Source organism: Bradyrhizobium jicamae (assembly GCF_018130695.1).
In the GTDB taxonomy this organism is placed as follows: domain Bacteria; phylum Pseudomonadota; class Alphaproteobacteria; order Rhizobiales; family Xanthobacteraceae; genus Bradyrhizobium; species Bradyrhizobium jicamae_B.
This window is the reverse complement of record NZ_JAFCJX010000018.1, coordinates 59,441-85,533: the sequence shown is the minus strand read 5'-3', so window position 1 is coordinate 85,533 and position 26,093 is coordinate 59,441. Positions and strand designations below refer to the sequence as shown.

The following is a 26,093-nucleotide window of genomic DNA, read 5'->3' as shown; positions in this document are numbered from 1 at the left end:
GCCCTCAGTCCTTGTTCTCGGTCGAAGTCGCAGGCTCCTGTAGCGCGGGATCGGCCATCGGATTGCCATGACGGCGGACGCCGTTGAAGATCACGGCATTCATCGCGGCTGCGGCATCCTCGGCATTGCCTTCGGCGATGGCGTCGACGATGCGCTGGTGCCAGCTCAGCACCGTCTCGCGGTCCATGGGATCGACGGGCGCGCTGAGCACGAAGGAGGCGCGCAGCGCCGCCTCGATCACGCTGTCGGCCGAACGCATGAAGGGATTGCCGGAGGCGTTGGCGACCGCGATATGCAGCGCAAGGTCGCCATCGGCGAAGGCGTCCGAATCCGATGGTTCCTTTCGCATGATCGCGATGCAGCGGCGCAGCTCGGCGATATCGGCCTCGCTGCGCCGGGCCGCCGCCAGCGCCGCCGCGCGCGGCTCGATGGCCAGGCGTATCTCGGCGAGATCGCCCAGAAACTGCTTGTCGATGCCGACGTCGAGATGCCAGGCCAGAACATCCGCATCGAACATGTTCCAGAAGCCGCGGCCGCGCACCACGGTGCCCACCCGGGCCTTGGTGGTGAGCAGGCCCTTGGCCACCAGCGTCTTGATGCTCTCGCGCAGCACCGGGCGCGAGACGCCGAAATGGGCGGTCATCTCCGCATCGCCCGGCAGCCGGCTGCCCTCGGCGTAGCGGCCGGCGATGATATCGATGCCGATGCTGCGGGCCACCTCGGCGTGGTTGGAATGCGCCCGCCGCGTCGGGATGATCACCAAGCCGGAGCTCATGTCACGCCTCCTGCCCTGATCGCGCGGGACCGCCCCGCCAGCCGCACCATGCCCTGCTGGAGCGCGATGAACGCAAACAGCAGGACGCCGGTCGCGATCTTTGTCCACCAGCTCGACAGCGTCCCGTCGAAGTTGATGTAAGTCTGAATCAGCCCCTGGATCAAGACGCCGATGAAGGTCCCGATCGCTGTCCCCTGCCCGCCCGACAGCAGCGTGCCGCCGATCACCACCGCCGCGATGGTGTCGAGCTCGACACCAACGGCCGAGAGCGAATAGCCGGCGGCGGTGTAGAAGGAGAACACGATCCCGGCAAGGCCGGCCAGCACGCTGGACAGCATGTAGATCCGCACCGTCATGGAGCCGATCTCGACGCCCATCAGCGCCGTGGCTGTCCGGTTGCCGCCCATGGCGTAGACATTGGTGCCGAAACGGGTGAAGTGCAGCAGGATGCTGCCGAAGGCGACCACCGCCAGCATGATCAGCGCAATCGCGGTCAGCCGCCCGCCGCCGGGCAGCGCGATCCCGAAATCGGAGACGGCGGAATAGAGCGGCGCGGTGATCGGCGTCGATTCCGTCGACATCAGGAAGCTGATGCCGCGCGCCAGGAACATGCCGGCCAGAGTCACGATGAAGGGCGGCATGTCAAAGACATGGATCACCGCCCCCATCGCGGCGCCAAAGGCGGCGCAGAGCACGAGCAGGATCGCGAACGCCAGGAGCGGCGGCAGTCCGAGCTTTTCCGTGGTCAGCGCCACGAAGACCGTGGAGAAGCCGATCACCGAGCCAACCGACAGATCGATGCCGCCGGAGATGATGACGAACGTCATGCCGATCGCGACGACGCCGAGGAAGGCGTTGTCGGTGAGGAGATTGGCGACGACACGCGTCGAGGCGAAGTTCGGGAACTGCAGCGAGCAGATCACGAAGCCGGCGACAAACACCAGCGCGGTGATCATGACGGGCGACGGTCTCCTCATGCGCGCGCCTTTCGGTAATTCGCGACGAGGTCCGATAGCCGCGGCGATTGCAGCAGCAGCACGACCAGCACCACGGCGGCCTTCACCACCAGGTTGAACTCCGGCGGATAGCCGGACAGCAGGATGCCGGTGTTCATGGCCTGGATGATCAGAGCGCCGCAAACGGCGAGCACCAAACTGAAGCGGCCGCCGAACAGCGAGGTACCGCCGATCACGACGGCGAGGATCGCGTCGAGCTCGAGCCACAGCCCGGCATTGTTGGCATCGGCCCCCATGATGTCGGCGGCGGCGATGATGCCTGCGAGCGCGGCGCACAGGCTGCACCAGACATAGACGGAAACGACCATGGTGCGGATGCCGACGCCGGACAATTCGCTGGCCCGCGCATTGCCGCCGGCGGCTTCGATCAAGAGGCCCAGCGCCGAGCCGCGCACCACGAGACCCGTCACGATCAGCATGCCCACGACGATCACCACCGGCGCCGGCATGCCGAGCAGCGAGCCGGTGCCGAACCAGATGATATCGGGCGAGGTGAAAGTCACGATCCGCCCCTCGGTGATCAGCTGGGCGATGCCGCGGCCGGCCACCATCAGGATCAAGGTCGCGACGATCGGCTGGATGCCGAGGATCGCGACCAGAAAGCCGTTCCACAATCCGCACAACAGGCCCGCGCCGAGCGCGGCGGCGACCGCGACCGGCCAGGCATGACTGTCGGCGAGACTGGCTGCGATCGCGCCCGAGATCGCCATGACGGCGCCGACCGAGAGATCGATGCCGCGGGTCGCGATCACAAGCACCATGCCGAGCGCGAGCAGCGCCACCGGCGCGCCGCGATTGAGCACGTCGATCAGGCTGCCGAACAGACGACCGTCCTGCAGCCTGAGGTCAAAGAACTGCGGCGACACCATGCGATCGATCAGAAGGATCACGATCAGGGCGGCGATCTGGGCAAGGCCGCGGCGCGGCAGGGCAAGTGCCATCACGCCTCCTCCGCGATCCGCGCCGCGTCATCGGCGGCGATCGCAGCCAGGATCGACGGCACGCCGATCGCATGCTCATCGAGCGCGCCGACATGGGCGCGGTCGCGCAGCACCACGACACGGTCGGAATAGGCCACGATCTCGTCGAGCTCGGAGGAGATGACGAGCAGCGCCAGCCCGCGCTCGCAGAGTTCGCGGATCAGGCGGATGATCTCGGCATGCGCGCCGACGTCGATGCCGCGGGTCGGCTCGTCCAGCACCAAGAGCCGCGGCTCGGTGGCGAGCCAGCGCGCCAGCAGCGCCTTCTGCTGATTGCCGCCGGACAGCAAGCCGATCGGCCGCTCCGGATCGGGCGGACGGATGTCGAGCAGTTTGATGAAGCGCGCCGCGATCTCGTCCTGCTCCCTGCGCGACAGCGGTTTTGCGATGCCGCGCTTGGCCTGCAGCGCCAGCACGATGTTCTCGCGCACCGTGAGCTCGGCAACGATGCCGTCGGTCTTGCGCTCTTCCGGGCAATAGCCAAAGCCGTGCTGCACGGCATCGCGCGGCGAATGCAGCCGAATTGGCTTGCCTTCGACCGACGCCGTGCCGCTGTCGGCGCGCTCGGCACCGAACACCAGGCGCGCGGTCTCGGTGCGGCCTGAGCCGAGCAGGCCGGCGAGGCCGACGACTTCGCCATGGCGCAGCTCGAGATCGAACGGCGCGATGTAGCCGCGTTTGCCGAAATTGGTGAAGGATGCGCAGGGCGCGGCCGCTGACTTCTCATGCACGGCGCGCTCTTCGGTGGTCTCACTCAACTCGCGGCCGAGCATCATGTGGATCAGATCGAGCCGCGGCAGCGCCGATGTCATGCGCTCGCCGATCAGTCTGCCATTGCGCAGCACGGTGATGCGGTCGGAGATCTCATAGACCTGATCGAGAAAGTGGGTGACGAAGACAATGCCGATGCCGCGCGCGGCTAGTCCCCGCATGGTGCGAAACAGCATCTCGACCTCGTGACGGTCGAGGCTCGCGGTCGGCTCGTCCAGGATCAGCACCCGCGCCGACAGATCGACCGCGCGCGCGATTGCCACCACATGCTGGATCGCGACCGAATAGCTGCCGAGGGGTGCTGCGACATCGATATGCAGATCGTAGCCGGCGAGCAATTCTGCCGCGCGCCGCTTCATCTCGCCGTCGCGCACGATGCCGAACCGCGTGGGTTGTCGGCCGAGATAGAGGTTTTGCGCCACCGACAAATTCGGCAGCAGATTGACCTCCTGATAGACGGTGGCAATCCCCGCGGTCAGCGCCTCCTTGGCCGAGCGCGGCACGATCTCCTTGCCGTCGAGCGACACCGTGCCGGCGTCGCGCGCCAGCACGCCCGTGATCACCTTGATCAAGGTCGACTTGCCGGCGCCGTTCTCGCCGAGCAGCGCGTGGATCTCGCCGGCGCGCAGCGTGAAATCGACCTGGTCGAGCGCGCGCAACGCCGCAAAGCTCTTGCTGAGCCCGCGCACGTCGAGAAGCGGTTGCCGGGCCTCGGCCGTTTCCTGCATCAGTTCGCGTGTCCTTGCGCCCGGCCGCTGTGAGCGGCGAACGCTGAATGCTTGTCGCGGGATGGAATCAGATTCTTGCAGCCGCCGCTACCTTCTGCCGTTGCACAGATGTCGACGGCAGAAGGCGGGAGAAGCGGCCGGTCAGGCGCCCCGGTTAGTAGCCGAGCCCCTTCTTGCTGTCATAGGCCTGCTGCGGATTGTCGGCCGACGTGTAGAGCTTCGATTCGGTCTGGATCCATTTCGGCGGCGTGGTGCCCTTGTCCTTGTAGGCGATCAGCGCGTCCAGCGCCGGGCCGGCCATGTTCGGCGTCAGTTCGACCGTGGCATTGGCCTCGCCGGCAACCATCGCCTTGAAGATGTCGGGCACCGCATCGATCGAGACGGTGAGGATGTCCTTGCCCGGCTTGAGGCCGGCTTCCTTCATCGCCTGGATCGCGCCGACCATCATGTCGTCGTTGTGGGCATAGACCGCGCAGATCGACTTGCCGCCGCCTTCGGCCTTGATGAAGCTCTCCATCACTTCCTTGCCCTTGGCGCGGGTGAAGTCGCCGGTCTGGCTGCGCACCACCTTCAGATTGGCGTGCTTGGCGATCGCGGTGTCAAAACCCTTCTTGCGATTGGTGGCGACGCTGGCGCCGACCGTGCCCTGCAGCTCGACGATGTTGCACGCCTTGTCGCCGACGGTCTTGGCGAGCCAGTCGCCGGCGACCTCGCCCTCATGCACGCTGTCGGATGTCACGGCAGTCAGATAGAGGTCCTTGCCCGAGGGATCGATATCGCGGTCGAGCAGGATCACCGGGATCTTGGCCTGCTTGGCTTCCTTCAGCACGGCGTCCCAGCCGGTGGAGACGACGGGCGCCAGGAAGATCGCGTCGACGCCCTGCGCCACGAAGGAGCGGATCGCCTTGATCTGGTTCTCCTGCTTCTGCTGGGCGTCGGCGATCTTCAGATTGACCGTGCGCTTTGAGGCTTCTGATTTGGAGACGGTGGTCTCGGCCGCCCGCCAGCCGGACTCCGAGCCGATCTGCGAAAAGCCGACTGTGAGCTGGGCGGCGCTCGCAGGAGCAACGAACGGCGCACTCGCGAGCGCAAGACTCATCAGGATTCGTTTCAAGGCCATCAGACGCTTCCCCTTATCTTTTGTCAGGAGGCGCCCGGATCACTACCCGAGCACCGCTGCCGAGCTTTGTTGCCGGCGCGGCGGTACCGTTTCACAAGTCGGGGGGCAATACTAGTCATATAATCTTACTTTTTAGAGAGAAGCTCCGGATGAGATCCCGCGACGCTTTATTATCGAGAGACAGTCCGGCTACCTCCCGGTCATGGCCGGGCTTGTCCCGGCCATCCACGTCTCGTTCGCACCGCCCAAAAACGTGGATGCCCGGGACAAGCCCGGGCATGACGAGACTTATGCGGACTGAAGGAGCTGAGCAGCGACTTACCGCGCGGCCTCAAACCCGCCGAGCACGGCGGTGAGGTTGGCGCCGAGGATGTCGGAGAGGTAGCCGCCCTCCTGCACCAGCACGGTCGGCAAGCCGATCTTCGCCAGCCCCTCGCCGATGCGGCGGAAACCATCGGTCGTCACCGCGAGCCCTGCGAGCGGATCCTTCTCCGATGCATCGAGGCCGAGCGCGACGACGAGCGCGGTCGGCGCGAAGGCTCGGATTGCGCTTGCCGCGTGCGCGAGCGCTTGCATGTAGGCGTCATCGCCGGTGCCTTTCGGCAGCGGGATATTCAGATTGGCGCCAAGTCCGGGACCGGCGCCGCGCTCGTGCGCGTAGCCCCAGACGAAGGGGTAGTAGAAGATCGGATCGGCGTGGATCGACACCGTGAACACGTCGGGCCGTTCGTAGAAGATGCCCTGTGTGCCGTTGCCGTGATGCACGTCGACATCGAGGATCGCGACGCGCTCGTGCTTCTGGCGCAGATGCTCGGCCGCGATCGCGCTGTTGTTGAGGAAGCAGAAGCCGCCGGCCATGTCGCGATAGGCGTGATGGCCGGGCGGACGGCACAGCGCGTACACCGCATCCTCGCCGTCGAGCACCATCTGCGCTGCCGTGACAGCTACATCGCTCGAGGCGCAGGCGCCGGCCCAGGTGCCCGGCCCGATTGGAGCAGCGGTATCCGCTGTGTGCCAGCCGAGTCGGCCGACGATGTGCGTCGGATAGGTCGCCGCGTTACGCACCGGATGGATGTTGGCGATCATCTCGGGGCCGGAATCGCCGAGCGCTTTCCATTCCTCAAAGGCGTTGGCGAGAAAGCTCAGATATTCCGGGCTGTGCACGCGGGCGCGCGGCCCCTGCCCGAACGCTGTGGGCTCGACCAGCGTGTGCTTGCCCGCCTTCAACCCGGCGAGCAGGCGATCGGCGCGCTCGGGCTGCTCGGTGGTGCGCTTGACCACGCCGCGGACGAGGAAGAATTGCGGATCGTGACTGCGGTGCTTGTCGCTGTAGACGGCCTTCACTGACTACTCCTGTTCGCTGAACCCTGAATTGTTTTGCGCGCAACGCGCGGCTACTTCGCCGCCGCCGGCCACGGCGGAATCTCGCGCACGAGACGGCCGACTTCGCGCCAGGCATGGCCGATGTGATAGTCGACATGGGCGACGATGCGCTCGGGATGACCGGCCTCGATCGCGGCGAGCACCGGCTCGTGCGTGCGCGCGATCTCGTGCGGATCGTCATAGAGCCGGCCGATCAGGCCGATCACCATGCGCAGCTCGGAGGCAAGATCGTCGAACAGGCGCAGCATGCGCCTGTTGCCGGCGATCTCGCAGATCAGCCGATGGAAGCGATAATCCTCCTCGACCTGGCGCGCGGGATCTTCGAGATCGGCGGTCTCGTGCAGCACCTCGATCTGCCGACGCAGCCGGTCGCGCGACTCAGACGTGAGGTTGCGCGCGGCGAGCACCGCGGCATGGCGCTCCACACAGAGCCGCAGATCGTAGATCTCGTCGATGTCGTCGGCTGCGAACTGCCGCACGAAGAAGCCGCGGCGCGGATGGGCGACCAGCAGACCTTGCTGCTCCAAAAGCCGCGCCGCCTCGCGCACCGGCGCGCGGCTGACACCGAGCTCGCGGGCGATGCCGGCTTCCACGACTTTGGATCCCGGCAGCAGCCGGCCCTGAACGATGGCCTCGGTCAGGCGGCGGGCGACCTGGCCGACCAGGTCCGTCTCGGCGAGGGCCGGCAAGCCGACGGGGGGAGAGATCGTTCGCATCAGAAAGGTCCGTTTTGACCCTTGTACAATAATTAATCGCCGATTGTCGACAGTTTAGACTTGATCAATTCTTAGATTGTCGACAGTTTAGATGGCGCGGGTATTGCAGCGCAACAAAAAAGCCCCGCTGACAGGGACGAGCAGGAACGATGACGACGCATGTGCGGCCCGAGGCCGTGAAGGACCAGAACCAGCAATTCCGCATCGACCTCGCAGCCGCCTACCGGCTGATCCACCGGCTCGGGCTCGATGACAGCATCTACACCCACATCTCGGTGCGGCTGCCCGGCAGCCACGACCGCTTCCTGATCAATCCCTACGGAATGCGCTTCGAGGAGGTGACGGCGTCGAACCTCGTCACCGTCGATCTCGACGGCAACATCATCGACGATCCGCTTGGGCTCGGCATCAATCCGGCCGGCTTCACCATCCACAGCGCGGTGCATGCGGCGCGCCCGGACGTCGCCTGCGTGCTGCACACCCATACGGTGGCCGGCGTCGCGGTGTCCTGCCAGAAGCAGGGCCTGCTGCCGCTCAATCAATGGTCGATGCAGTTCACGGGCTGCCTCGCCTATCACGACTATGAAGGCATCGCGCTCGATCTCGATGAGCGCGTCCGCCTCGTCGCCGATCTCGGCGACAAATACGTGATGATCCTGCGCAATCACGGCATGCTGACCTGCGGCCGCTCGGTGTCCGAAGCCTTCAAGCTGATGCACAATCTGGAGCGCTCCTGCCGCGCGCAACTCGCGGTCCAGGCGGCCGGCGCGGAGATCGCGCCGCTGTCGGAGGCGGTCGCACGCAAGACCGCCGGTCAATACGCCACCTCCTACGACGCCATCGAACTGAACGGCGTGCCCGATGCCGAATGGTCCGCCTTCAAGCGGATGCTCGCGCGCACCGATCCGGATTTCATCAACTAGCCGTCAGTCGCGAAGCCGCGGCCGGAACAATTCAACCAGAAGAGAGATTGCAGATGTTGAAACAAGTCATGCTGGGCCTTTTGCTGGCGAGTGCATTGAGCACCGTAGCCCTCGCTGAAGAGCCGAAAGCCGGTGGCGTCATCAATGCCGTGATCCAGCCGGAGCCGCCGGGCCTGATGATGGGCCTGGTCCAGAACGGCCCGACCCAGATGGTCTCCGGCAATATCTATGAAGGCCTGTTGCGCTACAGCCCGAAACTCGAGCCGCTGCCGGGCCTCGCCGAGAGCTGGAATGTCAGCGAGGACGGCAAGACCTACACCTTCAAGCTCCGCAAGGGCGTCACCTGGCATGACGGCAAGCCGTTCACCTCGGCCGACGTCGCGTTCTCGATCGAGTTCCTCAAGCAGACTCATCCCCGCGCGCGCAGCAATTTCGCGCAGGTCGACAAGATCGAGACGCCTGACGACAGCACGGTGATCTTCAACCTGAAGCAGCCGTTCGGGCCGTTCCTCGGCGTCTTCGAGGTCGGCTCGCTGCCGATGATCCCGAAGCACATCTATGAAGGCACCGATTTCAAGACCAACCCCGCCAACAACACGCCTGTTGGCACCGGCCCCTTCATGTTCAAGGAATGGCAGAAGGGTTCGTTCATCCGCCTGGTCAAGAACCCGAACTACTACATCAAGGGCAAGCCGAACCTCGACGAGATCTACTGGCACGTGATCCCGGATGCGGCCGCACGCGCCGTCGCCTTCGAGACCGGCAAGGTCGACGTGCTGCCGGGCGGCTCGGTCGAGAATTTCGACGTGCCGCGCCTCTCCAAGCTGAAGAATGTCTGCGTCACCGGCGCGGGCTGGGAGTTCTTCAGCCCGCATTCCTGGCTGTGGCTCAACAATCGCCAGGGGCCGACCGCGAACAAGAAATTCCGCCAGGCCGTGATGTATGCGATGGACCGCAACTTTGCGAAGGACGTGATCTGGAACGGCCTCGGCAAGGTCGCGACCGGCCCGTCCGGCTCATCGATCAAGCACTACAGCGGCGACGTGCCGAAATATGACTACGATCCGGCCAAGGCCAAAGCCCTGCTCAAGGAAGCCGGCTACAATGGCGAGAAGGTCCGCCTGCTGCCGCTGCCCTATGGCGAAACCTGGCAGCGCTGGGCGGAAGCCGTGAAGCAGAACCTGCAGGATGTCGGCATCAATGTCGAAATGGTCTCGACCGATGTCGCCGGCTGGAACCAGAAGACCTCGGAATGGGACTACGACATCGCCTTCACCTACGTCTATCAGTACGGCGATCCCGCGCTCGGCGTCAGCCGCACCTATGTCTCCAGCCAGATCGCCAAGGGCAATCCGTTCAACAACGTCGAAGGCTATTCGAACCCGGAAATCGACAAACTGTTTGCCGAGGGCGCGGTCGCCTTCCCCGACGCGGCGCGCAAACCAATCTATGACAAGGCACAGAAGATCCTTGTCGACGATGTGCCGGTGGCCTGGCTGCTTGAACTGCAGTTCCCGACCGTCACCCGCTGCAACGTCAAGAACCTGATCACCACGGCGATCGGCGTCAACGACGGTTTCCGGGACGCCTGGCTCGACAAGTAACCGACATCACCAAGCCGCGGCGCCGCTCAGCGCCGCGGCTTTCTTCGTTCTCGAACGATCACCGAAGTCACCGATGCTTGCATTCATAGCCCAGAGACTTGCAAAGGCCGTTGTCGTGCTGCTCGCGATCGTCGTGCTCAACTTCATGCTAATCCGCATGGCGCCGGGTGATCCCGCGATGGTGATGGCAGGCGAGGCCGGCGTCAGCGACAAGATCTTCGTCGAGCAGCTGCGTGAAAAATTCGGCCTCGACCAGCCGCTGCCGGTGCAGCTCTATCGCTACGTCAAGGGCATCGTGACGCTCGATCTCGGCTTCTCCTTCCGCCAGCAGATGCCGGTCGCCAGGCTGATCGGCGAGCGGCTGCCGGCGACCTTGCTGCTCACAGGCACCGCGTTCGTGATCTCGCTGCTGTTCGGCGTGATCTTCGGCACGCTCGCCGCGCGCTTCGCCGGCACCTGGGCCGACACTGCGATCACGATACTGGCGCTGATCTTCTACGCCACGCCGCTGTTCTGGATATCGTTGATGGCGATCCTGTTGTTCTCCGTCACGATGGAGTGGCTGCCGAGCTTCGGCTACGAGACCGTCGGCGCCAATTACACCGGGCTTGCCCATGTGCTCGACGTCGGCGCGCATCTGATCCTCCCCGCCACCACGATCGGCCTGTTCTTCATGGCGACCTATGCCCGCATGACCCGCGCCTCGATGCTCGAGGTCAAGCGGCATGATTTCGTCAAGACCGCGCGCGCCAAGGGGCTGCGCGATGCCGTGATCCAGCGCCGCCACGTGCTGCGCAACGCGCTGCTGCCGGTCGTCACGCTCGCCGGCCTGCAAGCCGGCACGCTGGTCGGCGGCGCGGTGCTGACCGAAACCGTGTTCGCCTGGCCCGGCATCGGCCGCCTGATGTACGAGGCGCTCTTGCAGCGCGACTACAATCTGCTGCTCGGCGTCTTCGTCGTTTGCTCGGCGATGGTGCTGGCCTTCAACCTGATCACCGATCTGATCTACCGCTCGGTCGATCCGCGCATCGAGTTCGCGTCATGACCAAGTTCTGGCGCACCATGCTGCGCAACCCCGGCGGCGTGATCGGCCTCGTGATCCTCGTGATCGCAATCGCGATCGCGGCCTTCGGCCCGCTGCTGTTTCCGACCTCGCCCTGGCGCATGGTGCAGCGGCCATTCCTGCCGCCGTTCACGGTCGCAGGGCTCCCGCTCGGCACCGACGCGCTCGGCCGCGACGTGCTGGCCGGCATCATCTACGGGGCCCGCGTCTCGCTGTTGGTCGGGCTGGTCTCGACCATGGCCGCGCTTGCGGTCGGGATTCCCGTCGGCGCGGTCGCCGGCTATTTCGGCGGCAAGATCGGCGATGCACTGATGCGCTTCACCGAATTCTTCCAGACCGTGCCGAGCTTTGCGCTCGCGATCGTACTGGTCGCGATCCTGCAGCCTTCCATCATCTCCATCGTGCTCGCGATCGCGATCGTGAGCTGGCCGCCGGTGGCGCGCCTCGTGCGCGGCGAAGTGCTGTCGCTGCGCACCCGCGAATATGTCCAGGCCGCCGTCGTCACCGGGCAGAGCCACGGCTGGATCATCTGGCGCGAGATCCTCCCCAACGCGCTGTCGCCGGTGATCGTGCTGGCCTCGCTGATGGTTGCGACCGCGATTCTGCTGGAATCCTCGCTCTCCTTCCTCGGCCTCGGCGATCCCAATCTGATGTCCTGGGGCTACATGGTCGGCGCCGGCCGCACCGTGATCCGGCAGGCCTGGTGGATCACGCTGTTCCCGGGCATCGCGATCCTGCTCTCGGTGCTGGCGCTGAACCTGATCGGCGAAGGTCTCAACGACGCGCTCAATCCGCGCCTCAGCAAGGAAGGGCGCTGATGTCTGACGTTGCCGTCTCGATCAAGAACTTGAAACTCGCACTGCCGCCCGGCGCCGACCGCCCTTATGCCGTCGACGACATCTCCTTCGATCTCGCGCCCGGAAAAATCCTCTGCGTGGTCGGCGAGTCCGGCTCCGGCAAATCGATGTGCGCGCATGCGCTGATGGGGCTGTTGCCTGACACGATCGGCCGCGAGGCCGGCGAGATCGTCTATGATGGGCAGAACCTGCTCACCCTCGACGAGACCGGCTGGCTGGCACTGCGCGGCCGCCATATCGCGATGGTGTTCCAGGAGCCGATGACCGCGCTCAATCCGTTGATGCGAATCGGCGACCAGATCGCCGAGATGTTCGAGGCACACGACCTGCTGACGCCGAAGGAGCGCAAGCAGAAGGCGCTGCAGCTGCTCCGCGAGGTCGGCCTGCCCAACCCTGAAACATCGATGCGCGCCTATCCGCATCAGCTCTCCGGCGGCCAGCGCCAGCGCGCCATGATCGCGATGGCGCTCGCGCTGGAACCGGCGGTGCTGGTCGCGGACGAGCCGACCACCGCACTCGACGTCACGACGCAGGCGCAGATCCTGAAACTGATCCGCGACCTGCAGCGCAGCCGCAACATGGCGGTCATGTTCATCACCCATGATTTCGGCGTCGTTGCCGACATTGCCGACCGCGTCATCGTGCTCCAGCACGGCAAGGTGGTCGAACAGGGCGCGGCCGATGATGTGCTGGGCCGCCCGCAACATGCCTATACCCGCGCGCTGCTCGCAGCCGTCCCGTCGATGCAGCCGCCGCAGCGCGCTTCCCTCGCCGACCGCGCGAGGGCGGTCGAGGTCGTCGGCCTCGACAAGACCTATGTCAGCGGCGGCGGCTGGTTCCAGCCGGAGCGTCGCGTCCGCGCCGCCAATGAAGTGAATTTCGACATCCTCAAGGGTGAGACGCTCGGCCTCGTCGGCGAATCCGGCTCCGGCAAATCCTCGGTGGCGCGGCTGGTGATGCGGCTGATCGAGCCGGACCAGGGCACGGTACGCCTTGGCGATGTCGACTTCACGCAAATCGCTGGCCGAGAGTTGCGCAAGGCGCGCAGCCGCATCCAGATGATCTTTCAGGATCCCTTTGCGTCGCTCAATCCGCGCCGCAAGGTCGGCAACATCATCGCCGACGGACCGATCGCCCACGGCACCGATCCGGCAACGGCGCATAAGCGCGCCGGCGAGTTGCTCGGCCTCGTCGGCCTCAATGCCAGCGCGCTGGAACGCTACCCGCATGAATTCTCCGGCGGCCAGCGCCAGCGCATCGGTATCGCCCGTGCGCTGGCGCTGGAGCCGGAGGTCATCGTTGCCGACGAAGCGGTCTCCGCGCTCGACGTCTCCGTGCAGGCGCAGGTGCTGAACCTGCTCGAAGACCTCAAGGCGCGGCTTGGCCTTTCGATGCTGTTCATCACCCACGATCTGCGCGTCGCCGCGCAAATCTGCGACCGCATCGCGGTGATGCAGCGCGGCGCCATCGTCGAGCTGAAGCCGACCGCCGCATTGTTCTCCGCGCCCGAGCACGCCTACACGCGCGAGCTGCTTGCCGCCGTGCCCGGACAAATCTCATCGTCACAGGCGGCCTGATGCGTTGCGTTCTCGTCAGCAAGCGCCTCGACCTGCGCCGCTACTACGGCGCGGAGCTCGCGCGCATCGCGCCTCGCGTCGAGGTCGTTGATCACACCGCGGACACGCCTGCCGCCGATGTCCGCCTCGCGCTCGCCTGGCATCCACCGGACGACGCCTTCGCACGCTATCCCGACCTGCAGGCGGTGTGCTCGATCGCCGCCGGCGTCGACAACATCATAGCCTGCCCGAGCCTGCCGCCTGATGTCGACGTGATCCGCGTGGTCGATCCGGGACAGGCGCAGCTGATGTCGGGCTTCATCACCTGGAATGTGATCGGCCACCAGCGCGGCTTCAATGCGTTTCGCAACCAGCAGCGCGATCGCATCTGGCAGCGGCGCGAGCAACGGCGCGCGCAGGAGGTGCCGGTCGGCATTCTCGGCAATGGCGCGATCGGCCAGCAGGTGGCACGGGATCTCGCCTATCTCGGCTTTCCCGTGATGTCCTGGAGCCGGACAGAAAAGCCGGTGCCGGCAGGCGTGCGCGGCTTCCATGGCCCGGCGGGCCTGTCCGCCATGCTCGGCGAGACCGAGGTGCTGGTGAACCTGCTGCCGCTGACCTTCGAGACGCGCGGCATTCTCAATGCCAAGACCTTCGGCCGGATGCGGCACGGCGGCTATTTGATCCAGGTCGGCCGCGGCGAGCATCTCGTGGAAGATGATCTGCTCGCAGCACTCGACAGCGGGCAATTGTCCGGCGCTGCGCTCGATGTGTTCGTCACCGAACCGCTGCCACAGACCCATGCGTTCTGGTACCATCCGCAAATCGCGGTGACACCGCATGACGCCAGCGATGTCAGCATCAGCGCGGTCGCGACCACGGTGGCAGCGACGGCGGAGGCAGTCCGCGCCGGGCAGCGCCCGCCGCATGCGATCGACCGCGCCCGCGGTTACTAGAGCATGATCCGGAAAAGTGTGAAGCGGTTTTCCGAAAAGATCATGCTCCGATAAAAAGGCCACAGGATTTCTCGTGCAAGAGCGCCTTTCCACTGCACTCGACCCGATCGACGGGCTGCGCGCGGCATCGCCAATTCCGGAGGCCCGCGCACAGGCGCTGGCGCTCGAGCATTACGGCCTGCCGGCCTCCGTGCGCCGGCTCGACAGTGAGCGCGACCAGAATTTTCGGCTGCGCACGGCGGACGGTCGCGACTATGTGCTCAAGATCGCCAATCCCGCCGAGGATCGCAGTGTCACCAACCTGCAGACCGAGGTGCTGCGGCACGTCGCGTCACGGGATTCATCGCTGCCAATCCCACGCATCTTTCCGGCGCTGAACGGCGCAGTCGAGCTCGACGTCACCTTCGACGACGGCTCGACACGCATCGTGCGGCTGTTGTCGTTCCTCGCAGGCACGCCGATGCACCAGGTGCCGCCGTCGGCAAGGCTGCAGCGCGACCTCGGGCAATGCGCCGCGCGGCTGGCGCGCGCGATGCGCGACTTCCGCCATCCCGGCGCCGATCACAAGCTGCTGTGGGACATCCAGCACGCCGCCGAGCTGCGCCCGCTGATCGGCACCGTGCCGGCCGGCCAGCGCGATCTGGTCGAACGTTTCCTCGATGGGTTTGAGAGGCATGCGGTGCCTGTGTTGGCCGAACTGCCGAAGCAGCCGCTGCACAATGATCTCAATCCGCACAATGTCGTGGTCGAGCCCACTGACAATGAGCGGATCGCGGGAATCATCGACTTCGGCGACCTCACCTCGACCGCCCGGATCAACGACCTCGCCATCGCCTGTGCCTACCAGGTCGAGGACAGCGACGATGCGCTCAAGCCGGCGCTGGAGCTGGTCGCGGCCTACCACGCGGTCACTCCGCTCGCGCCGCGCGAGCGTGCGATCCTGTTCGATTTGATCGCGACACGCATGGTGATGACCATTGTCATCAGCAATATTCGCGCCGCTCGCTATCCCCAGAACAGCGCGTATATTCTGCGCAACAACAAGCAGGCCTCGGCCCGTCTCGCCCGGATCGCGAAGCTGTCGCGAGGGGATGCCCAGGCCCTGATCGAGCGCGCCTGCCAAGGGGAGTGATGCCGGTGCAGAATTCAACGCAAGCGATGATCGAGCGCCGCAACCGCCTGCTCGGGCCGGCCTACCGGCTGTTCTACGAAGAGCCGGTGCAGTTCGTCCGCGGCGAAGGCGTCTGGCTTTATGATCCCGCAGGCCAGCGCTATCTCGACGCCTACAACAACGTCGCCTGCGTCGGCCACAGCCATCCGCGCGTGGTCGAGGCGATCGCAAAGCAGGCTGCGACGCTCAACACCCACACGCGCTATCTGCACGAGACCATCCTCGATTACGCCGAGCGGCTGCTCGCGACGTTTCCGGCCGAGATCGGCAACATCATGTTCACCTGCACCGGCAGCGAGGCCAACGACCTCGCGCTGCGGGTGGCGCGGACCTGCACCGGCGGCACCGGTATCGTCGTCACCCAGACCGCCTATCACGGCGTCACCGGCGCGCTCGCCGAGATTTCGCCCTCGCTCAATCTGCCCGATCCGACCGCACCGCATGTGCGGCTGGTGCCGGCGCCACGCCCCGCGGGTGACAAGACCGGCGAGATCTTCGCCGGCCATGTCCGCGCCGCCTTCGAGGACATGAAGAAGAACGGCATCCGCCCCGCGGCGCTGCTGGTCGACACCATCTTCTCCAGCGACGGCGTGTTTGCCGATCCGCCCGGCTTCCTCGCCGCTGCCGTGGAGGCCGCGCATGCGGCCGGCGCGCTGTTCATCGCCGACGAGGTGCAGCCCGGCTTCGGCCGATGCGGCGACGGACTATGGGGCTTCGCCCGCCACAAGCTCATTCCCGACATGGTCACGATGGGCAAGCCGATGGGCAACGGCCACCCCATCGCCGCGATGGCGGCAAAACCTGCGCTGCTGAAAGAGTTCGGCGCGCGCTCGCGCTACTTCAACACCTTTGGCGGCAATCCCGTGTCTGCCGCTGCGGCCACCGCCGTGCTGGACGTGATCGAGCAGGAAGGCCTGACCGAGAACGCAAAGCGCGCCGGCGCCGATCTGCGTGAGCGATTGAATGCGTTGCGGAGCCGCCACGCACTGATCTCGGATGTCCGCGGCGCCGGCCTCTTCATCGGCGTCGAGCTGCGCCACGGCGATGCGCCGGCGACCAAGGAGACGGCGCGGCTCGTCAACCGCATGCGCGAACGCCATGTACTGATCAGCGCCGCCGGCCCCGACGGCAATGTGCTGAAGATCCGTCCGCCGCTGGTGTTCGGCACCGAGCATGCCGATCTTCTCGTCGAGACGCTGGATCAGGCGCTGCGCGAGATCGCAACGACCTAGATCCGGCCCACGGCAGGATACCATCGCAGCACCACGGACGCCCGATCAATCCAAAATCGGTATCAATCGATACTGCCTTGGGCTTGGACCCGCAGCCTCCTCCTCTCTACGACACTCCGTCAGGGAAACATTCGAGGAGGCGCGCCATGAGCGCAATTGTGTCTGCTACCGACGCGAGACGATCTCGCGTCAGGCTTCTGATCGTGACGATGCTGTTTCTCGTCACCACCGTGAACTACGCCGACCGCGCGACGCTGTCGATCGCCGGTCCCGCGCTTTCCAAGGAACTGCATCTCGATCCCGTGGCAATGGGCTACGTGTTCTCGGCGTTCGGCTGGTCCTATGTGATCGCGCAGGTTCCGGGCGGCTGGCTGCTCGATCGCTTCGGTTCCAAATGGGTCTACGCGCTCAGCATCACGATCTGGTCGATCTTCACGGTGATGCAGGGCTGGGTCGGCTTCCTCACCGGCGGCGCCGCGATCTTCGCGCTGTTCGCGCTGCGTTTCCTGGTCGGTCTGGCTGAAGCGCCGTCATTCCCCGCCAACGCCCGCATCGTCGCGGCCTGGTTCCCGGGCAATGAGCGCGGCACTGCATCCGCCTTCTTCAATTCCGGACAGTATTTCGCCACCGTGATCTTCGCGCCGCTGATGGGCTGGATCGCGCATGATTACGGCTGGCGCAACGTGTTCTATGTGATGGGTGCGCTCGGCATCATCATGGGCCTGGTCTGGATCAAGACCATCTACGGCCCGAAGGATCACCCCGGGATCAACGAAGCCGAGTTCGATTACATCAGGGAAGGCGGCGCACTGGTCGACATGGATGCGCCGAAGGAAGGCAAGACCGCGGACGCCGGCCCGAAATGGGATCACATCCGCCAGCTGCTGTCCAACCGCATGATGCTCGGCGTCTATATCGGCCAGTACTGCATCAACACGCTGACCTATTTCTTCCTGACCTGGTTCCCGGTCTACCTGGTCAAGGAACGCGGCCTGTCGATCCTGCAGGCGGGCTTCGTCGCCACCCTGCCGGCGCTGTGCGGCTTCATCGGCGGCGTGCTCGGCGGCGTGATCTCGGATGACATCCTGCGCCGCACGGGATCGCTGACCCTGGCGCGCAAGATCCCGATCGTCGGCGGCATGCTGCTGTCGATGTCGATCATCGCCTGCAACTATGTCGATGGCCAGGCGCTGGTGGTCGGCTTCATGGCGCTCGCCTTCTTCGGCAAGGGCATCGGCGCGCTCGGCTGGGCGGTCGTGTCAGACACCTCGCCGAAGGAAGCCGGCGGCGTCTCCGGCGGCCTGTTCAACACCTTCGGCAACCTGTCCTCGATCTCGACGCCGATCATCATCGGCTACATCCTGGCCGCCACCGGCTCGTTCAACGGCGCGCTGGTGTTCGTCGGGGCCAACGCCCTGGTTGCCGCGATCGCCTATCTCTTCATCGTCGGCGAGATCAAGCGCGTGCAGCTGAAGGCGGCGTAATCTTCACCTCTCCCCGCCCTTCTGCGGGGAGAGGTCGAAATTCGCAGCGCGAATTTCGGGTGAGGGGCAAGGCACGATGCATCGACAAATTTGCCTGTGTGCCGACTGATCGATCGAGGAGTCGGAGAAGCTGATTGTATGGCGCGATCCTGCACGGCCCCTCACCCGGATCGCATCTTGCGATGCGATCCGACCTCTCCCCGCTAAAGAGCAGGGAGAGGTGAGAAGGGACGTCTTTGTCTTTGGGAGGCATCGATGCTAGAACAGCCCAACAGACGCCTTATCCATCTAAGGCCAGTATCGATGTTCGACCTCAACCAGCTCCGCTGTTTCGTCACGGTGGCCGAGGAGCTGCATTTCGGCCGCGCCGCGGCGCGGCTCAACATGACGCAGCCGCCGCTGAGCCGGCAGATCCAGGTGCTCGAGCACATCATCGACGCGCCGCTGCTGGAGCGGACCAGCCGTTCGGTGCGGCTGACGCCGGCGGGGCGCAGCTTCCTGCCCGAGGCGCGGCGCATCCTGAAGCTTGCGGAAAGCGCCTCGCAAGTCGCGCGCCGCATCGCGCTCGGCAAGACCGGCTCGCTGAAGATCGGCTTCACCGCAGCCGCCGCCTACGGCTTCCTGCCCGAATTGATCGCGGCCTGCCGCGCGCGCCTGCCGGAGGTCGACTTCTCGCTGAAGGAGATGGTCTCCGGCGACCAGTTCGAGGCGCTCGCCACCGGCCAGATCGATGCCGGCCTGCTGCGCCCGCCGATCGCGCGGCCGGAGCTCGCGAGCAAGCGCGTCGTCGCGGAGCCGCTGCTGGCCGCGATCCCGAAGAAGCATCCGCTGGCGTCTGCCGAAACGGTGACGATCAAGGATTTCGACGACCAGCCCTTCGTGATGTATTCGCCCTATGAGAGCCGCTATTTCCACGATCTGCTGGTGGCGCTGTTCACCCGCGCCGACGTGCTGCCGCGCTATGTGCAGCAGCTGAGCCAGATCCACTCGATTCTGGCGATGGTGCGCGCCGGCCTCGGCGTCTCCATCGTGCCGGAGGCCGCCGCCAGCCTGAAGATCGCCGACGTGAAACTCAAGCCGCTGAAACTGCGCACGCCGGCGCCGGTCGAACTGTTCCTGGTGTGGCGGCGCGAGTACGACAATCCGCTGCTGCCCGCGCTGCTCGAAGTCGCCAACGAGGTTGCTGCGGCGCACATCAGCGATTGATACCGAGATAGCATCGTTCGATACCTCCATTGGCTTGGACCTGTATCGAACCATCTCCTAGAAAGTGCCTGTGAACGCGCCCGTTGAGCGCACCCCTTTCAGACAATTTCCGGAGCGAACGCCATGAGCAAGATGACCCCGCAGGAGATGGCCACGACGATCGGCGGCGGCCTGCTCTCCTTCCCCGTGACGCCCTTCAAGGCCGACTACTCCTTCGACGAGAAGACCTATCGCGAGAACATGGACTGGCTGTGCGGCTATGACGTCGCCGGCCTGTTCGCCGCCGGCGGCACCGGCGAGTTCTTCTCGCTGACGCCGAGCGAAGTTCCGCAGGTCGTCAAGATCGCGGTTGATGAGACCAAGGGACGCGTGCCCGTGCTGGCCGGCACCGGCTACGGCACCGCGATCGCGCGCGAGATCGCCATCGGCGCAGAAAAGGCCGGCGCTGACGGCCTGCTGCTGTTGCCGCCCTATCTCACCCATTCCGAGCAGGACGGCCTCGCCGCCCACGTCGAAGCGGTCTGCGCCTCCGTGAAGATCGGCGTCATCGTCTATAACCGCGACAACGCAATCCTGCAGCCCGACACGCTGGCGCGTCTCGCCGAGCGCTGCCCGAACCTGGTCGGCTACAAGGACGGTATCGGCGACATCGAGCTGATGACCCGCGTCTACACCAAGCTCGGCGACCGCCTGACCTATGTCGGCGGCCTGCCCACCGCTGAAACCTTCGCGCTGCCCTATCTCGACATGGGCGTGACGACCTATTCGTCCGCGGTGTTCAACTTCGTGCCGGAATTCGCCACCAACTTCTACGCCGCGGTGCGCAAGCGCGATCACGCGACGATCCATGCCGGGCTGAAGAACTTCATCCTGCCGCTAATCGAGATCCGCAACCGCAAGAAGGGTTATGCGGTCTCGATCATCAAGGCCGGCATGAAGGTGATCGGCCGCGACTCCGGTCCGGTGCGGTCGCCGCTGACCGATCTCACCGAGCAGGAGATCGCCGAGCTTGCGGCACTGGTGGCCAAGCTGCCGCAAGCCGCAAAGCAGCAGGCCGCCGAATAACAAGCCGAAACGGCGACAACAAAAGGGAGGAGCAAATGATCCAGGATTCGATCCGCAGCGGTTTTACCGGTGCACCCGTCGTCACCGCGATGGAAGTGATCCCCGTCGCCGGCCGCGACGGCATGCTCCTCAATCTGAGCGGCGCGCACGCGCCGTTCTTCACCCGCAACCTCGTCATCCTCACCGACAATTCCGGCCACACCGGCGTTGGTGAGGTGCCGGGCGGCGAGAAAATCAGGAAGACGCTGGAGGACGCCCGCGACCTCGTCGTCGGCCAGACCATCGGCGCCTGCAACAACATCCTGGCGTCGATGCGCCAGACCTTTGCCGACCGCGACGCCGGCGGCCGCGGCAAGCAGACATTCGACCTGCGCGTCACCATCCATGCCGTCACTGCAGTTGAATCCGCGCTGCTCGACCTGCTCGGCCAGCATCTCAATCTGCCCGTTGCCGCGCTGCTCGGCGAAGGCCAGCAACGCGCCAGCGTCGAAACGCTCGGCTACCTCTTCTTCGTCGGCGACCGCCGCAAGACCAGCTTGCCTTACGTCGAAGGCGAGACCGGCAAGCCGGATTGGTTCAACCTGCGCCATCAGGTGGCGATGACGCCCGACACCGTGGTGAGGCTCGCCGAGGCCACGCAGGCGCATTACGGCTTCGCCGATTTCAAGCTCAAGGGCGGCGTGCTGCGCGGCGAGCAGGAGATCGAGGCGGTCAGCGCGATCGCCAAGCGCTTCCCGAACGCCCGCGTCACGCTCGATCCGAACGGCGCCTGGTCGCTCGATGAAGCGATCGGCCTCTGCAAGGACATGCATGGCGTGCTCGCCTATGCCGAGGATCCCTGCGGCGCCGAGGCCGGTTTCTCCGGCCGCGAGATCATGGCCGAATTCCGCCGCGCTACGGGCCTGCCGACTGCGACCAACATGATCGCGACCGACTGGCGCCAGCTCTCGCATGCGATCCGTCTCGGCGCCGTCGACATTCCCCTCGCCGATCCGCATTTCTGGACCATGCAGGGCTCGGTGCGCGTCGCCCAGACCTGCCGCGACAACGGCCTGACCTGGGGCTCGCACTCCAACAACCATTTCGACATTTCGCTGGCGATGTTCACCCATGTCGGCGCCGCGGCACCCGGCAAGGTCACCGCGATCGACACCCACTGGATCTGGCAGGATGGCCAGGCCTTGACCAAGGAACCGCTGCAGATCAAGGGCGGCAAGATTGCGATTCCGGACCGCCCGGGCCTCGGCATCGAGCTCGATCGTGCTGCCATCGCGGCCGCGAACGCGCTATACAAGGAGCATGGGCTCGGCGCGCGCGATGACGCGCTCGCCATGCAGTTCCTGATCCCCGGCTGGACTTTTGACGACAAACGTCCCTGCCTCGTGCGTTAAACCAAGAAACGGTGTTGGAGAGAAGAATATGACGGTTTTGCAGAAGAACTTCATCGGCGGCGAATGGGTCGATGGCTCCGGCATCACGAAGAACATCAACCCGTCCAACACCAATGACGTGGTCGGCGAATACGCCAAGGCCGACAAGGCGCAGACCGAAAAGGCGATCGCTGCCGCCAAGGCCGCCGCCCCCGCCTGGGGGCGCTCGACCCCGCAGGAGCGGTTTGACGCGCTGAACAAGATCTCCGTCGAGATCCTCGCCCGCAAGGAAGAGCTCGGCCGCCTGCTCGCCCGCGAGGAAGGCAAGACGCTGCCGGAAGGCATCGGCGAGGTCGCGCGCGCCGGGCAGATCTTTGCGTTCTTCGCCGGCGAGGCGCTGCGGCTCACGGGCGAGAAGGGTGCGTCGGTGCGCCCGGGGCTCGAGGTCGAGATCACCCGCGAGCCGATGGGTGTCGTCGGCATGATCACGCCGTGGAATTTCCCGATCGCGATTCCAGCCTGGAAGATCGCGCCCGCGCTCTGCTACGGCAACACCGTCGTGTTCAAACCGGCCGAGCTGGTGCCCGGCTGCGGCCACGCGCTGTCCGAGATCATCGCGCGCTCGGGCATTCCGGCCGGCGTGTTCAATCTCGTGGTCGGCTCGGGCTCGGTGGTCGGCCAGACCTTGCTGGAGTCGCCCGATGTCGCCGCGATCTCCTTCACCGGTTCGGTGCAAACCGGACGCAAGATCGCGCAGGCCTGCGTGCTCTCCAATCCCATGAAGAAATTCCAGCTCGAGATGGGCGGCAAGAACCCGCTGGTCGTGCTCGACGATGCCGATCTCAAGGTCGCGGTCGAAGTCGCCGTCAACGGCGCCTATTTCTCGACCGGCCAGCGCTGCACGGCCTCCTCGCGTTTGATCGTCACCGCAGGGATCCATGACCGCTTCGTCGCCGCGATGACCGAACGGCTGAAGGGCCTGACGATCGACGACGCGTTGAAGAGCGGCGTGCATATCGGCCCTGTCGTCGACCAGAGCCAGCTCGACCAGGATCTCCGCTACATCAAGATCGGCCAGGACGAAGGCGCCAAGCTCGCCTGGGGCGGCGAATTGTTGAACCGCGAGACTCCCGGCTTTTATCTGCAGCCGGCGCTGTTCACCGAAGCCAACAACCAGATGCGGATCGCGCGCGAGGAAGTTTTCGGCCCGGTCGCCTGCGTGATCCGCGCCAAGGACTATGAAGAGGCGCTCGCGATCTCCAACGACACCGAGTTCGGCCTCGCCTCCGGCATCTGCACCACCAGCCTGAAATACGCCTCGCATTACAAGCGCAACAGCGAGGCCGGTATGGTGATGGTCAATTTGCCGACCGCCGGCGTCGACTATCACGTCCCGTTCGGCGGCCGCAAAGGCTCGAGCTACGGCGCGCGCGAACAGGGCGCCTATGCCCGCGAGTTCTACACCACGGTGAAGACGGCCTACACGTTCCCGGGGTGAAACGGGAAGACCGTAGGGTGGGTTAGCCCGCAGCTGCGCGAAGCGCAGTCCGCTGGCGTAACCCACCGCTTCTGCCCCCGCGGAAAGAGACAACGGTGGGTTACGCCTTCGGCTAACCCACCCTACAATTCCGTTCTTGAGGAAAGCGCATGGACCAGGACATCGCAGCAAAAGAGCAGCCTCGCTTCATCAAGCTCAACGCGCGCGACAATGTCGCGATCGTGGTCAATGATTTCGGCCTGCCGGCGGGCTCGCGCTTTGCCAATGGCCTGACGCTCCGCGCCTTCGTGCCGCAGGGCCACAAGACCGCGCTGGAGGACATCGCCGAAGGCGCGCCGATCGTGCGCTATGGCGAGGTGATCGGCACTGCGCTGTCGCCGATCCAGGCCGGCGAATGGGTCGATGAAGCCCGCATCCGCATGCCGGAAGCACCGGCGCTCGACAAGCTCGAGATATCAACGGCCGTTCCGCCCGCGCTGCTGCCGCTCGAAGGCTTTACTTTCGAAGGCTTTCGCAACAGCGACGGCTCAGTCGGCACCAAGAACATCCTCGGCATCTCCTCCTCCGTGCAATGTGTCAAGGGCACGATGGAGTTCGCGGTCAAGCGCATCCGCAATGAGCTGTTGCCCAAATATCCCAATGTCGACGACGTCGTGCCGCTGACCCACGCCTATGGCTGCGGCGTCGCCATCACGGCACCCGACGCGGTCGTGCCGATCCGCACGCTGCAAAACCTCGCGCTCAATCCCAATTTCGGCGGCGAGATTCTGGTGGTCGGCCTCGGCTGCGAGAAGCTCGCGCCGGAGCGTCTGGTGCCCGAAGGCGTCGACAACGCCATCGTCCGCATGCAGGACGAGGCCTTCGACGGCTTTGGTGCGATCGTCGAGGCGATCATGACCCAGGCCGATGCGCGGCTGAAGGTGCTCAACGCCCGCACGCGCGAGACCTGCCCGGCATCCGATCTGGTGATCGGCCTGCAATGCGGCGGCAGCGATGCGTTCTCCGGCGTCACCGCCAATCCCGCGGTCGGCTTCGCGGCAGATCTGCTGGTGCGCGCCGGCGCCACCGTGATGTTCTCTGAGGTCACCGAAGTGCGCGACGCGATCCAGCTCTTGACGCGCCGCGCGGTCAACGAGGATGTCGGCCGCGCGCTGGTGCGCGAGATGTCCTGGTATGATGCTTATCTGGCCCGCGGCGGCGCCGATCGCAGCGCCAACACCACGCCGGGCAACAAGAAGGGCGGGCTTGCCAACATCGTCGAGAAATCTCTCGGCTCGATCGTGAAGTCCGGCTCGGGCCCGATCCACGGCGTGCTGTCGCCCGGCGAGAAGGCACGGCAGAAGGGCATGCTGTTTGCGGCAACGCCTGCATCGGATTTCATCTGCGGTACACTGCAGCTTGCCTCCGGCATGACGCTGCAGGTGTTCACCACCGGCCGCGGCACGCCCTATGGTCTCGCCGCCGCACCCGTGATTAAGGTCGCGACCCGCAGCGAGCTGGCGCGACGCTGGAAGGACCTGATCGATTTCGACGCCGGCTGCATCGCGACCGGCGAGAAGACCATCGAGGAGACCGGCTGGGACCTGTTCCGCCTGATCCTCGACGTGGCAAGCGGAAAAACAAAGCCGTGGTCGGATCGTTGGGGCATCCACAACGATCTCACGCTGTTCAATCCGGCGCCGGTGACCTGAGGCGCAAGCCTCACGCAATGTTACATGTCGAAATGCACGCTTTTAGGCATTCCAAAAGCGCGAAATAATCGCATTTTTCGTCAGAACCTATTTCGACCTCTCCGCGACAAACCCGCAGTTCATGCCTTTCAGGAGATTGAGATGCGGATTCTTTTGTCGATTGCTGCGGCCGGTTTCGTGATTGCGAGCGGCGCCAGCGCCTTTGCCGGCGAATTGCCGAGCTACGAAGTGAAGTCGTTCCCGATCTCGCCGACCCAGGTGCAGCTGCTTGGCGCCGCCGGCGTCCAGGAGCAGACGCCGATGGTGACCCAGACGATTGCTGACATGCCTGCGTCGCCAGCGCAGATCGCCGTGCTGACGCCGCATCGCCAGCGCTTTGCTGAAGCGAATACGACTCGCTGAAGCGATATTCCTTCGACGAACACAGATCGAGCGCCGCCTTCAAGGGCGGCGTCGCGCTGAGTGCAGTCGCTACGTCATGCTGCCCGGCATGAAGCAGCGCACGCGCGGGTGCCCGTCGACATAGTGCTTCCACACCATCGTGCGTCCGATCTTGTTCGGCTCGGTGATCACGGCCCCTTCGGGCACCGTGACCCACTCGCTGTCGATGAACACGCGATATTGTCCCTTGTCCGATTCCCAGTCCGGATCGGCCACGACGTAGCCGTCGGCGTCCGAGCAGCATTGGCCAAATTTGCTGTGCAGGCTTTCGAACCATGGCTTGAGCGGTGAGTTGGCGTAGCGGCCGTCGTCGCGCGCAAGCGCCGACGTCGCAAGTCCCAACGCACCCAGCAGCACGGCCGCACGCGCAAGAGCATGCATGTGTCGTCTCCGCAGTGTCGTTCCCGCTGCGAAGCGCCGACGTCGCTCCTCGCCTGCCGTTCCCACGGCAGACGAACAGACGGCGAATCAAACGCCCCCAGCAACC

The 26,093-nt window shown here is 65.3% G+C and carries 23 protein-coding genes; 15 read left to right on the top strand and 8 right to left on the bottom strand.

What is annotated here, in order from left to right; translation table 11 throughout:
- Positions 1–4: 4 nt before the first annotated feature.
- From JQ604_RS25190 to JQ604_RS25160, 7 genes are all read right to left on the bottom strand, one after another.
- The gene (locus JQ604_RS25190) at positions 5–775 is read right to left on the bottom strand and encodes a FadR/GntR family transcriptional regulator (RefSeq protein WP_212363183.1); all 771 of its coding nucleotides are present in this window, start codon (positions 773–775) and stop codon (positions 5–7) included.
- Positions 772–1,752 (bottom strand): galactofuranose ABC transporter, permease protein YjfF, encoded by a 981-nt coding sequence (gene yjfF / locus JQ604_RS25185; RefSeq protein WP_212363181.1) that lies wholly within the window; start codon positions 1,750–1,752, stop codon positions 772–774. The genes JQ604_RS25190 and yjfF overlap by 4 nt, the downstream gene beginning before the upstream one ends.
- A complete protein-coding gene (locus tag JQ604_RS25180; RefSeq protein ID WP_212363179.1) occupies positions 1,749–2,732 on the bottom strand; it encodes an ABC transporter permease in 984 nt (327 codons plus the stop codon). Before JQ604_RS25180 ends, yjfF begins: the two co-directional genes overlap by 4 nt.
- Positions 2,732–4,270 carry a sugar ABC transporter ATP-binding protein gene (locus tag JQ604_RS25175; RefSeq protein ID WP_212363177.1) on the bottom strand — a complete coding sequence of 513 codons (1,539 nt, stop codon included), beginning with the start codon at positions 4,268–4,270 and terminating at the stop codon, positions 2,732–2,734. Before JQ604_RS25175 ends, JQ604_RS25180 begins: the two co-directional genes overlap by 1 nt.
- 154 nt (positions 4,271–4,424) lie before the next feature.
- The gene (ytfQ, locus tag JQ604_RS25170; protein WP_212363175.1) at positions 4,425–5,390 is read right to left on the bottom strand and encodes a galactofuranose ABC transporter, galactofuranose-binding protein YtfQ; all 966 of its coding nucleotides are present in this window, start codon (positions 5,388–5,390) and stop codon (positions 4,425–4,427) included.
- A 318-nt stretch (positions 5,391–5,708) separates the two neighbouring features.
- On the bottom strand, positions 5,709–6,734 hold the full coding sequence (locus tag JQ604_RS25165) for a histone deacetylase family protein (RefSeq protein WP_212363174.1): 1,026 nt from the start codon (positions 6,732–6,734) through the stop codon (positions 5,709–5,711).
- 50 nt (positions 6,735–6,784) lie between these two features.
- Positions 6,785–7,489 carry a GntR family transcriptional regulator gene (locus JQ604_RS25160; protein ID WP_212363172.1) on the bottom strand — a complete coding sequence of 235 codons (705 nt, stop codon included), beginning with the start codon at positions 7,487–7,489 and terminating at the stop codon, positions 6,785–6,787.
- A 149-nt stretch (positions 7,490–7,638) separates the two neighbouring features.
- Between JQ604_RS25160 and JQ604_RS25155 the strand changes: the two genes are divergently transcribed.
- The 15 genes from JQ604_RS25155 (at position 7,639) to JQ604_RS25085 (ending at position 25,567) form a co-directional block, all read left to right on the top strand.
- Complete coding sequence (locus JQ604_RS25155) at positions 7,639–8,412, top strand: class II aldolase/adducin family protein (protein ID WP_212363170.1); 774 nt, start codon at positions 7,639–7,641, stop codon at positions 8,410–8,412.
- A 53-nt stretch (positions 8,413–8,465) separates the two neighbouring features.
- The gene (locus JQ604_RS25150; RefSeq protein WP_212363168.1) at positions 8,466–10,016 is read left to right on the top strand and encodes an ABC transporter substrate-binding protein; all 1,551 of its coding nucleotides are present in this window, start codon (positions 8,466–8,468) and stop codon (positions 10,014–10,016) included.
- A gap of 73 nt (positions 10,017–10,089) precedes the next feature.
- A complete protein-coding gene (locus JQ604_RS25145; RefSeq protein WP_212363166.1) occupies positions 10,090–11,061 on the top strand; it encodes an ABC transporter permease in 972 nt (323 codons plus the stop codon).
- Positions 11,058–11,897: an ABC transporter permease gene (locus JQ604_RS25140; protein ID WP_212363164.1), complete on the top strand. Its 840-nt coding sequence runs from the start codon at positions 11,058–11,060 to the stop codon at positions 11,895–11,897. Before JQ604_RS25145 ends, JQ604_RS25140 begins: the two co-directional genes overlap by 4 nt.
- Positions 11,897–13,513 (top strand): ABC transporter ATP-binding protein, encoded by a 1,617-nt coding sequence (locus tag JQ604_RS25135; protein ID WP_212363162.1) that lies wholly within the window; start codon positions 11,897–11,899, stop codon positions 13,511–13,513. The genes JQ604_RS25140 and JQ604_RS25135 overlap by 1 nt, the downstream gene beginning before the upstream one ends.
- Positions 13,513–14,448 carry a 2-hydroxyacid dehydrogenase gene (locus JQ604_RS25130; protein WP_212363160.1) on the top strand — a complete coding sequence of 312 codons (936 nt, stop codon included), beginning with the start codon at positions 13,513–13,515 and terminating at the stop codon, positions 14,446–14,448. The genes JQ604_RS25135 and JQ604_RS25130 overlap by 1 nt, the downstream gene beginning before the upstream one ends.
- Before the next feature lie 73 nt (positions 14,449–14,521).
- Positions 14,522–15,580 carry a phosphotransferase gene (locus JQ604_RS25125; RefSeq protein ID WP_212363158.1) on the top strand — a complete coding sequence of 353 codons (1,059 nt, stop codon included), beginning with the start codon at positions 14,522–14,524 and terminating at the stop codon, positions 15,578–15,580.
- Positions 15,580–16,851, top strand: a complete 1,272-nt coding sequence (locus JQ604_RS25120; protein ID WP_212363156.1) for an aspartate aminotransferase family protein — start codon at positions 15,580–15,582, stop codon at positions 16,849–16,851. Before JQ604_RS25125 ends, JQ604_RS25120 begins: the two co-directional genes overlap by 1 nt.
- Positions 16,852–16,997: 146 nt before the next feature.
- Positions 16,998–18,335 carry an MFS transporter gene (locus JQ604_RS25115; protein WP_212363154.1) on the top strand — a complete coding sequence of 446 codons (1,338 nt, stop codon included), beginning with the start codon at positions 16,998–17,000 and terminating at the stop codon, positions 18,333–18,335.
- A gap of 303 nt (positions 18,336–18,638) precedes the next feature.
- Positions 18,639–19,541, top strand: coding sequence for a LysR substrate-binding domain-containing protein (locus tag JQ604_RS25110; RefSeq protein ID WP_212363152.1), 903 nt, complete (start codon positions 18,639–18,641; stop codon positions 19,539–19,541).
- A gap of 123 nt (positions 19,542–19,664) precedes the next feature.
- Positions 19,665–20,606: a 5-dehydro-4-deoxyglucarate dehydratase gene (gene kdgD / locus JQ604_RS25105; RefSeq protein ID WP_212363150.1), complete on the top strand. Its 942-nt coding sequence runs from the start codon at positions 19,665–19,667 to the stop codon at positions 20,604–20,606.
- Between the two features lie 35 nt (positions 20,607–20,641).
- A complete protein-coding gene (gene gudD, locus JQ604_RS25100; protein ID WP_212363148.1) occupies positions 20,642–21,997 on the top strand; it encodes a glucarate dehydratase in 1,356 nt (451 codons plus the stop codon).
- 28 nt (positions 21,998–22,025) lie between these two features.
- Positions 22,026–23,474 carry an aldehyde dehydrogenase family protein gene (locus JQ604_RS25095; RefSeq protein ID WP_212363146.1) on the top strand — a complete coding sequence of 483 codons (1,449 nt, stop codon included), beginning with the start codon at positions 22,026–22,028 and terminating at the stop codon, positions 23,472–23,474.
- A gap of 149 nt (positions 23,475–23,623) precedes the next feature.
- Positions 23,624–25,165: a galactarate dehydratase gene (gene garD, locus JQ604_RS25090; RefSeq protein ID WP_212363145.1), complete on the top strand. Its 1,542-nt coding sequence runs from the start codon at positions 23,624–23,626 to the stop codon at positions 25,163–25,165.
- A gap of 141 nt (positions 25,166–25,306) precedes the next feature.
- Positions 25,307–25,567 (top strand): hypothetical protein, encoded by a 261-nt coding sequence (locus JQ604_RS25085; RefSeq protein WP_212363144.1) that lies wholly within the window; start codon positions 25,307–25,309, stop codon positions 25,565–25,567.
- Positions 25,568–25,636: 69 nt separating this feature from the next.
- On the opposite strand, the gene JQ604_RS25080 is transcribed toward JQ604_RS25085, so the two are convergent.
- Positions 25,637–25,987, bottom strand: a complete 351-nt coding sequence (locus JQ604_RS25080; RefSeq protein ID WP_212363143.1) for a hypothetical protein — start codon at positions 25,985–25,987, stop codon at positions 25,637–25,639.
- Between the last annotated feature and the right edge of the window lie 106 nt (positions 25,988–26,093).

Coding starts and splice junctions, on each gene's coding strand:
- JQ604_RS25190 (WP_212363183.1), bottom strand. CDS start 775: ATGAGCTCCGGCTTGGTGATCATCCCGACGCGGCGGGCGCATTCCAAC.
- yjfF (WP_212363181.1), bottom strand. CDS start 1,752: ATGAGGAGACCGTCGCCCGTCATGATCACCGCGCTGGTGTTTGTCGCC.
- JQ604_RS25180 (WP_212363179.1), bottom strand. CDS start 2,732: ATGGCACTTGCCCTGCCGCGCCGCGGCCTTGCCCAGATCGCCGCCCTG.
- JQ604_RS25175 (WP_212363177.1), bottom strand. CDS start 4,270: ATGCAGGAAACGGCCGAGGCCCGGCAACCGCTTCTCGACGTGCGCGGG.
- ytfQ (WP_212363175.1), bottom strand. CDS start 5,390: ATGGCCTTGAAACGAATCCTGATGAGTCTTGCGCTCGCGAGTGCGCCG.
- JQ604_RS25160 (WP_212363172.1), bottom strand. CDS start 7,489: ATGCGAACGATCTCTCCCCCCGTCGGCTTGCCGGCCCTCGCCGAGACG.
- JQ604_RS25155 (WP_212363170.1), top strand. CDS start 7,639: ATGACGACGCATGTGCGGCCCGAGGCCGTGAAGGACCAGAACCAGCAA.
- JQ604_RS25150 (WP_212363168.1), top strand. CDS start 8,466: ATGTTGAAACAAGTCATGCTGGGCCTTTTGCTGGCGAGTGCATTGAGC.
- JQ604_RS25145 (WP_212363166.1), top strand. CDS start 10,090: ATGCTTGCATTCATAGCCCAGAGACTTGCAAAGGCCGTTGTCGTGCTG.
- JQ604_RS25140 (WP_212363164.1), top strand. CDS start 11,058: ATGACCAAGTTCTGGCGCACCATGCTGCGCAACCCCGGCGGCGTGATC.
- JQ604_RS25135 (WP_212363162.1), top strand. CDS start 11,897: ATGTCTGACGTTGCCGTCTCGATCAAGAACTTGAAACTCGCACTGCCG.
- JQ604_RS25130 (WP_212363160.1), top strand. CDS start 13,513: ATGCGTTGCGTTCTCGTCAGCAAGCGCCTCGACCTGCGCCGCTACTAC.
- JQ604_RS25120 (WP_212363156.1), top strand. CDS start 15,580: ATGCCGGTGCAGAATTCAACGCAAGCGATGATCGAGCGCCGCAACCGC.
- JQ604_RS25115 (WP_212363154.1), top strand. CDS start 16,998: ATGAGCGCAATTGTGTCTGCTACCGACGCGAGACGATCTCGCGTCAGG.
- JQ604_RS25110 (WP_212363152.1), top strand. CDS start 18,639: ATGTTCGACCTCAACCAGCTCCGCTGTTTCGTCACGGTGGCCGAGGAG.
- kdgD (WP_212363150.1), top strand. CDS start 19,665: ATGAGCAAGATGACCCCGCAGGAGATGGCCACGACGATCGGCGGCGGC.
- gudD (WP_212363148.1), top strand. CDS start 20,642: ATGATCCAGGATTCGATCCGCAGCGGTTTTACCGGTGCACCCGTCGTC.
- JQ604_RS25095 (WP_212363146.1), top strand. CDS start 22,026: ATGACGGTTTTGCAGAAGAACTTCATCGGCGGCGAATGGGTCGATGGC.
- garD (WP_212363145.1), top strand. CDS start 23,624: ATGGACCAGGACATCGCAGCAAAAGAGCAGCCTCGCTTCATCAAGCTC.
- JQ604_RS25085 (WP_212363144.1), top strand. CDS start 25,307: ATGCGGATTCTTTTGTCGATTGCTGCGGCCGGTTTCGTGATTGCGAGC.
- JQ604_RS25080 (WP_212363143.1), bottom strand. CDS start 25,987: ATGCATGCTCTTGCGCGTGCGGCCGTGCTGCTGGGTGCGTTGGGACTT.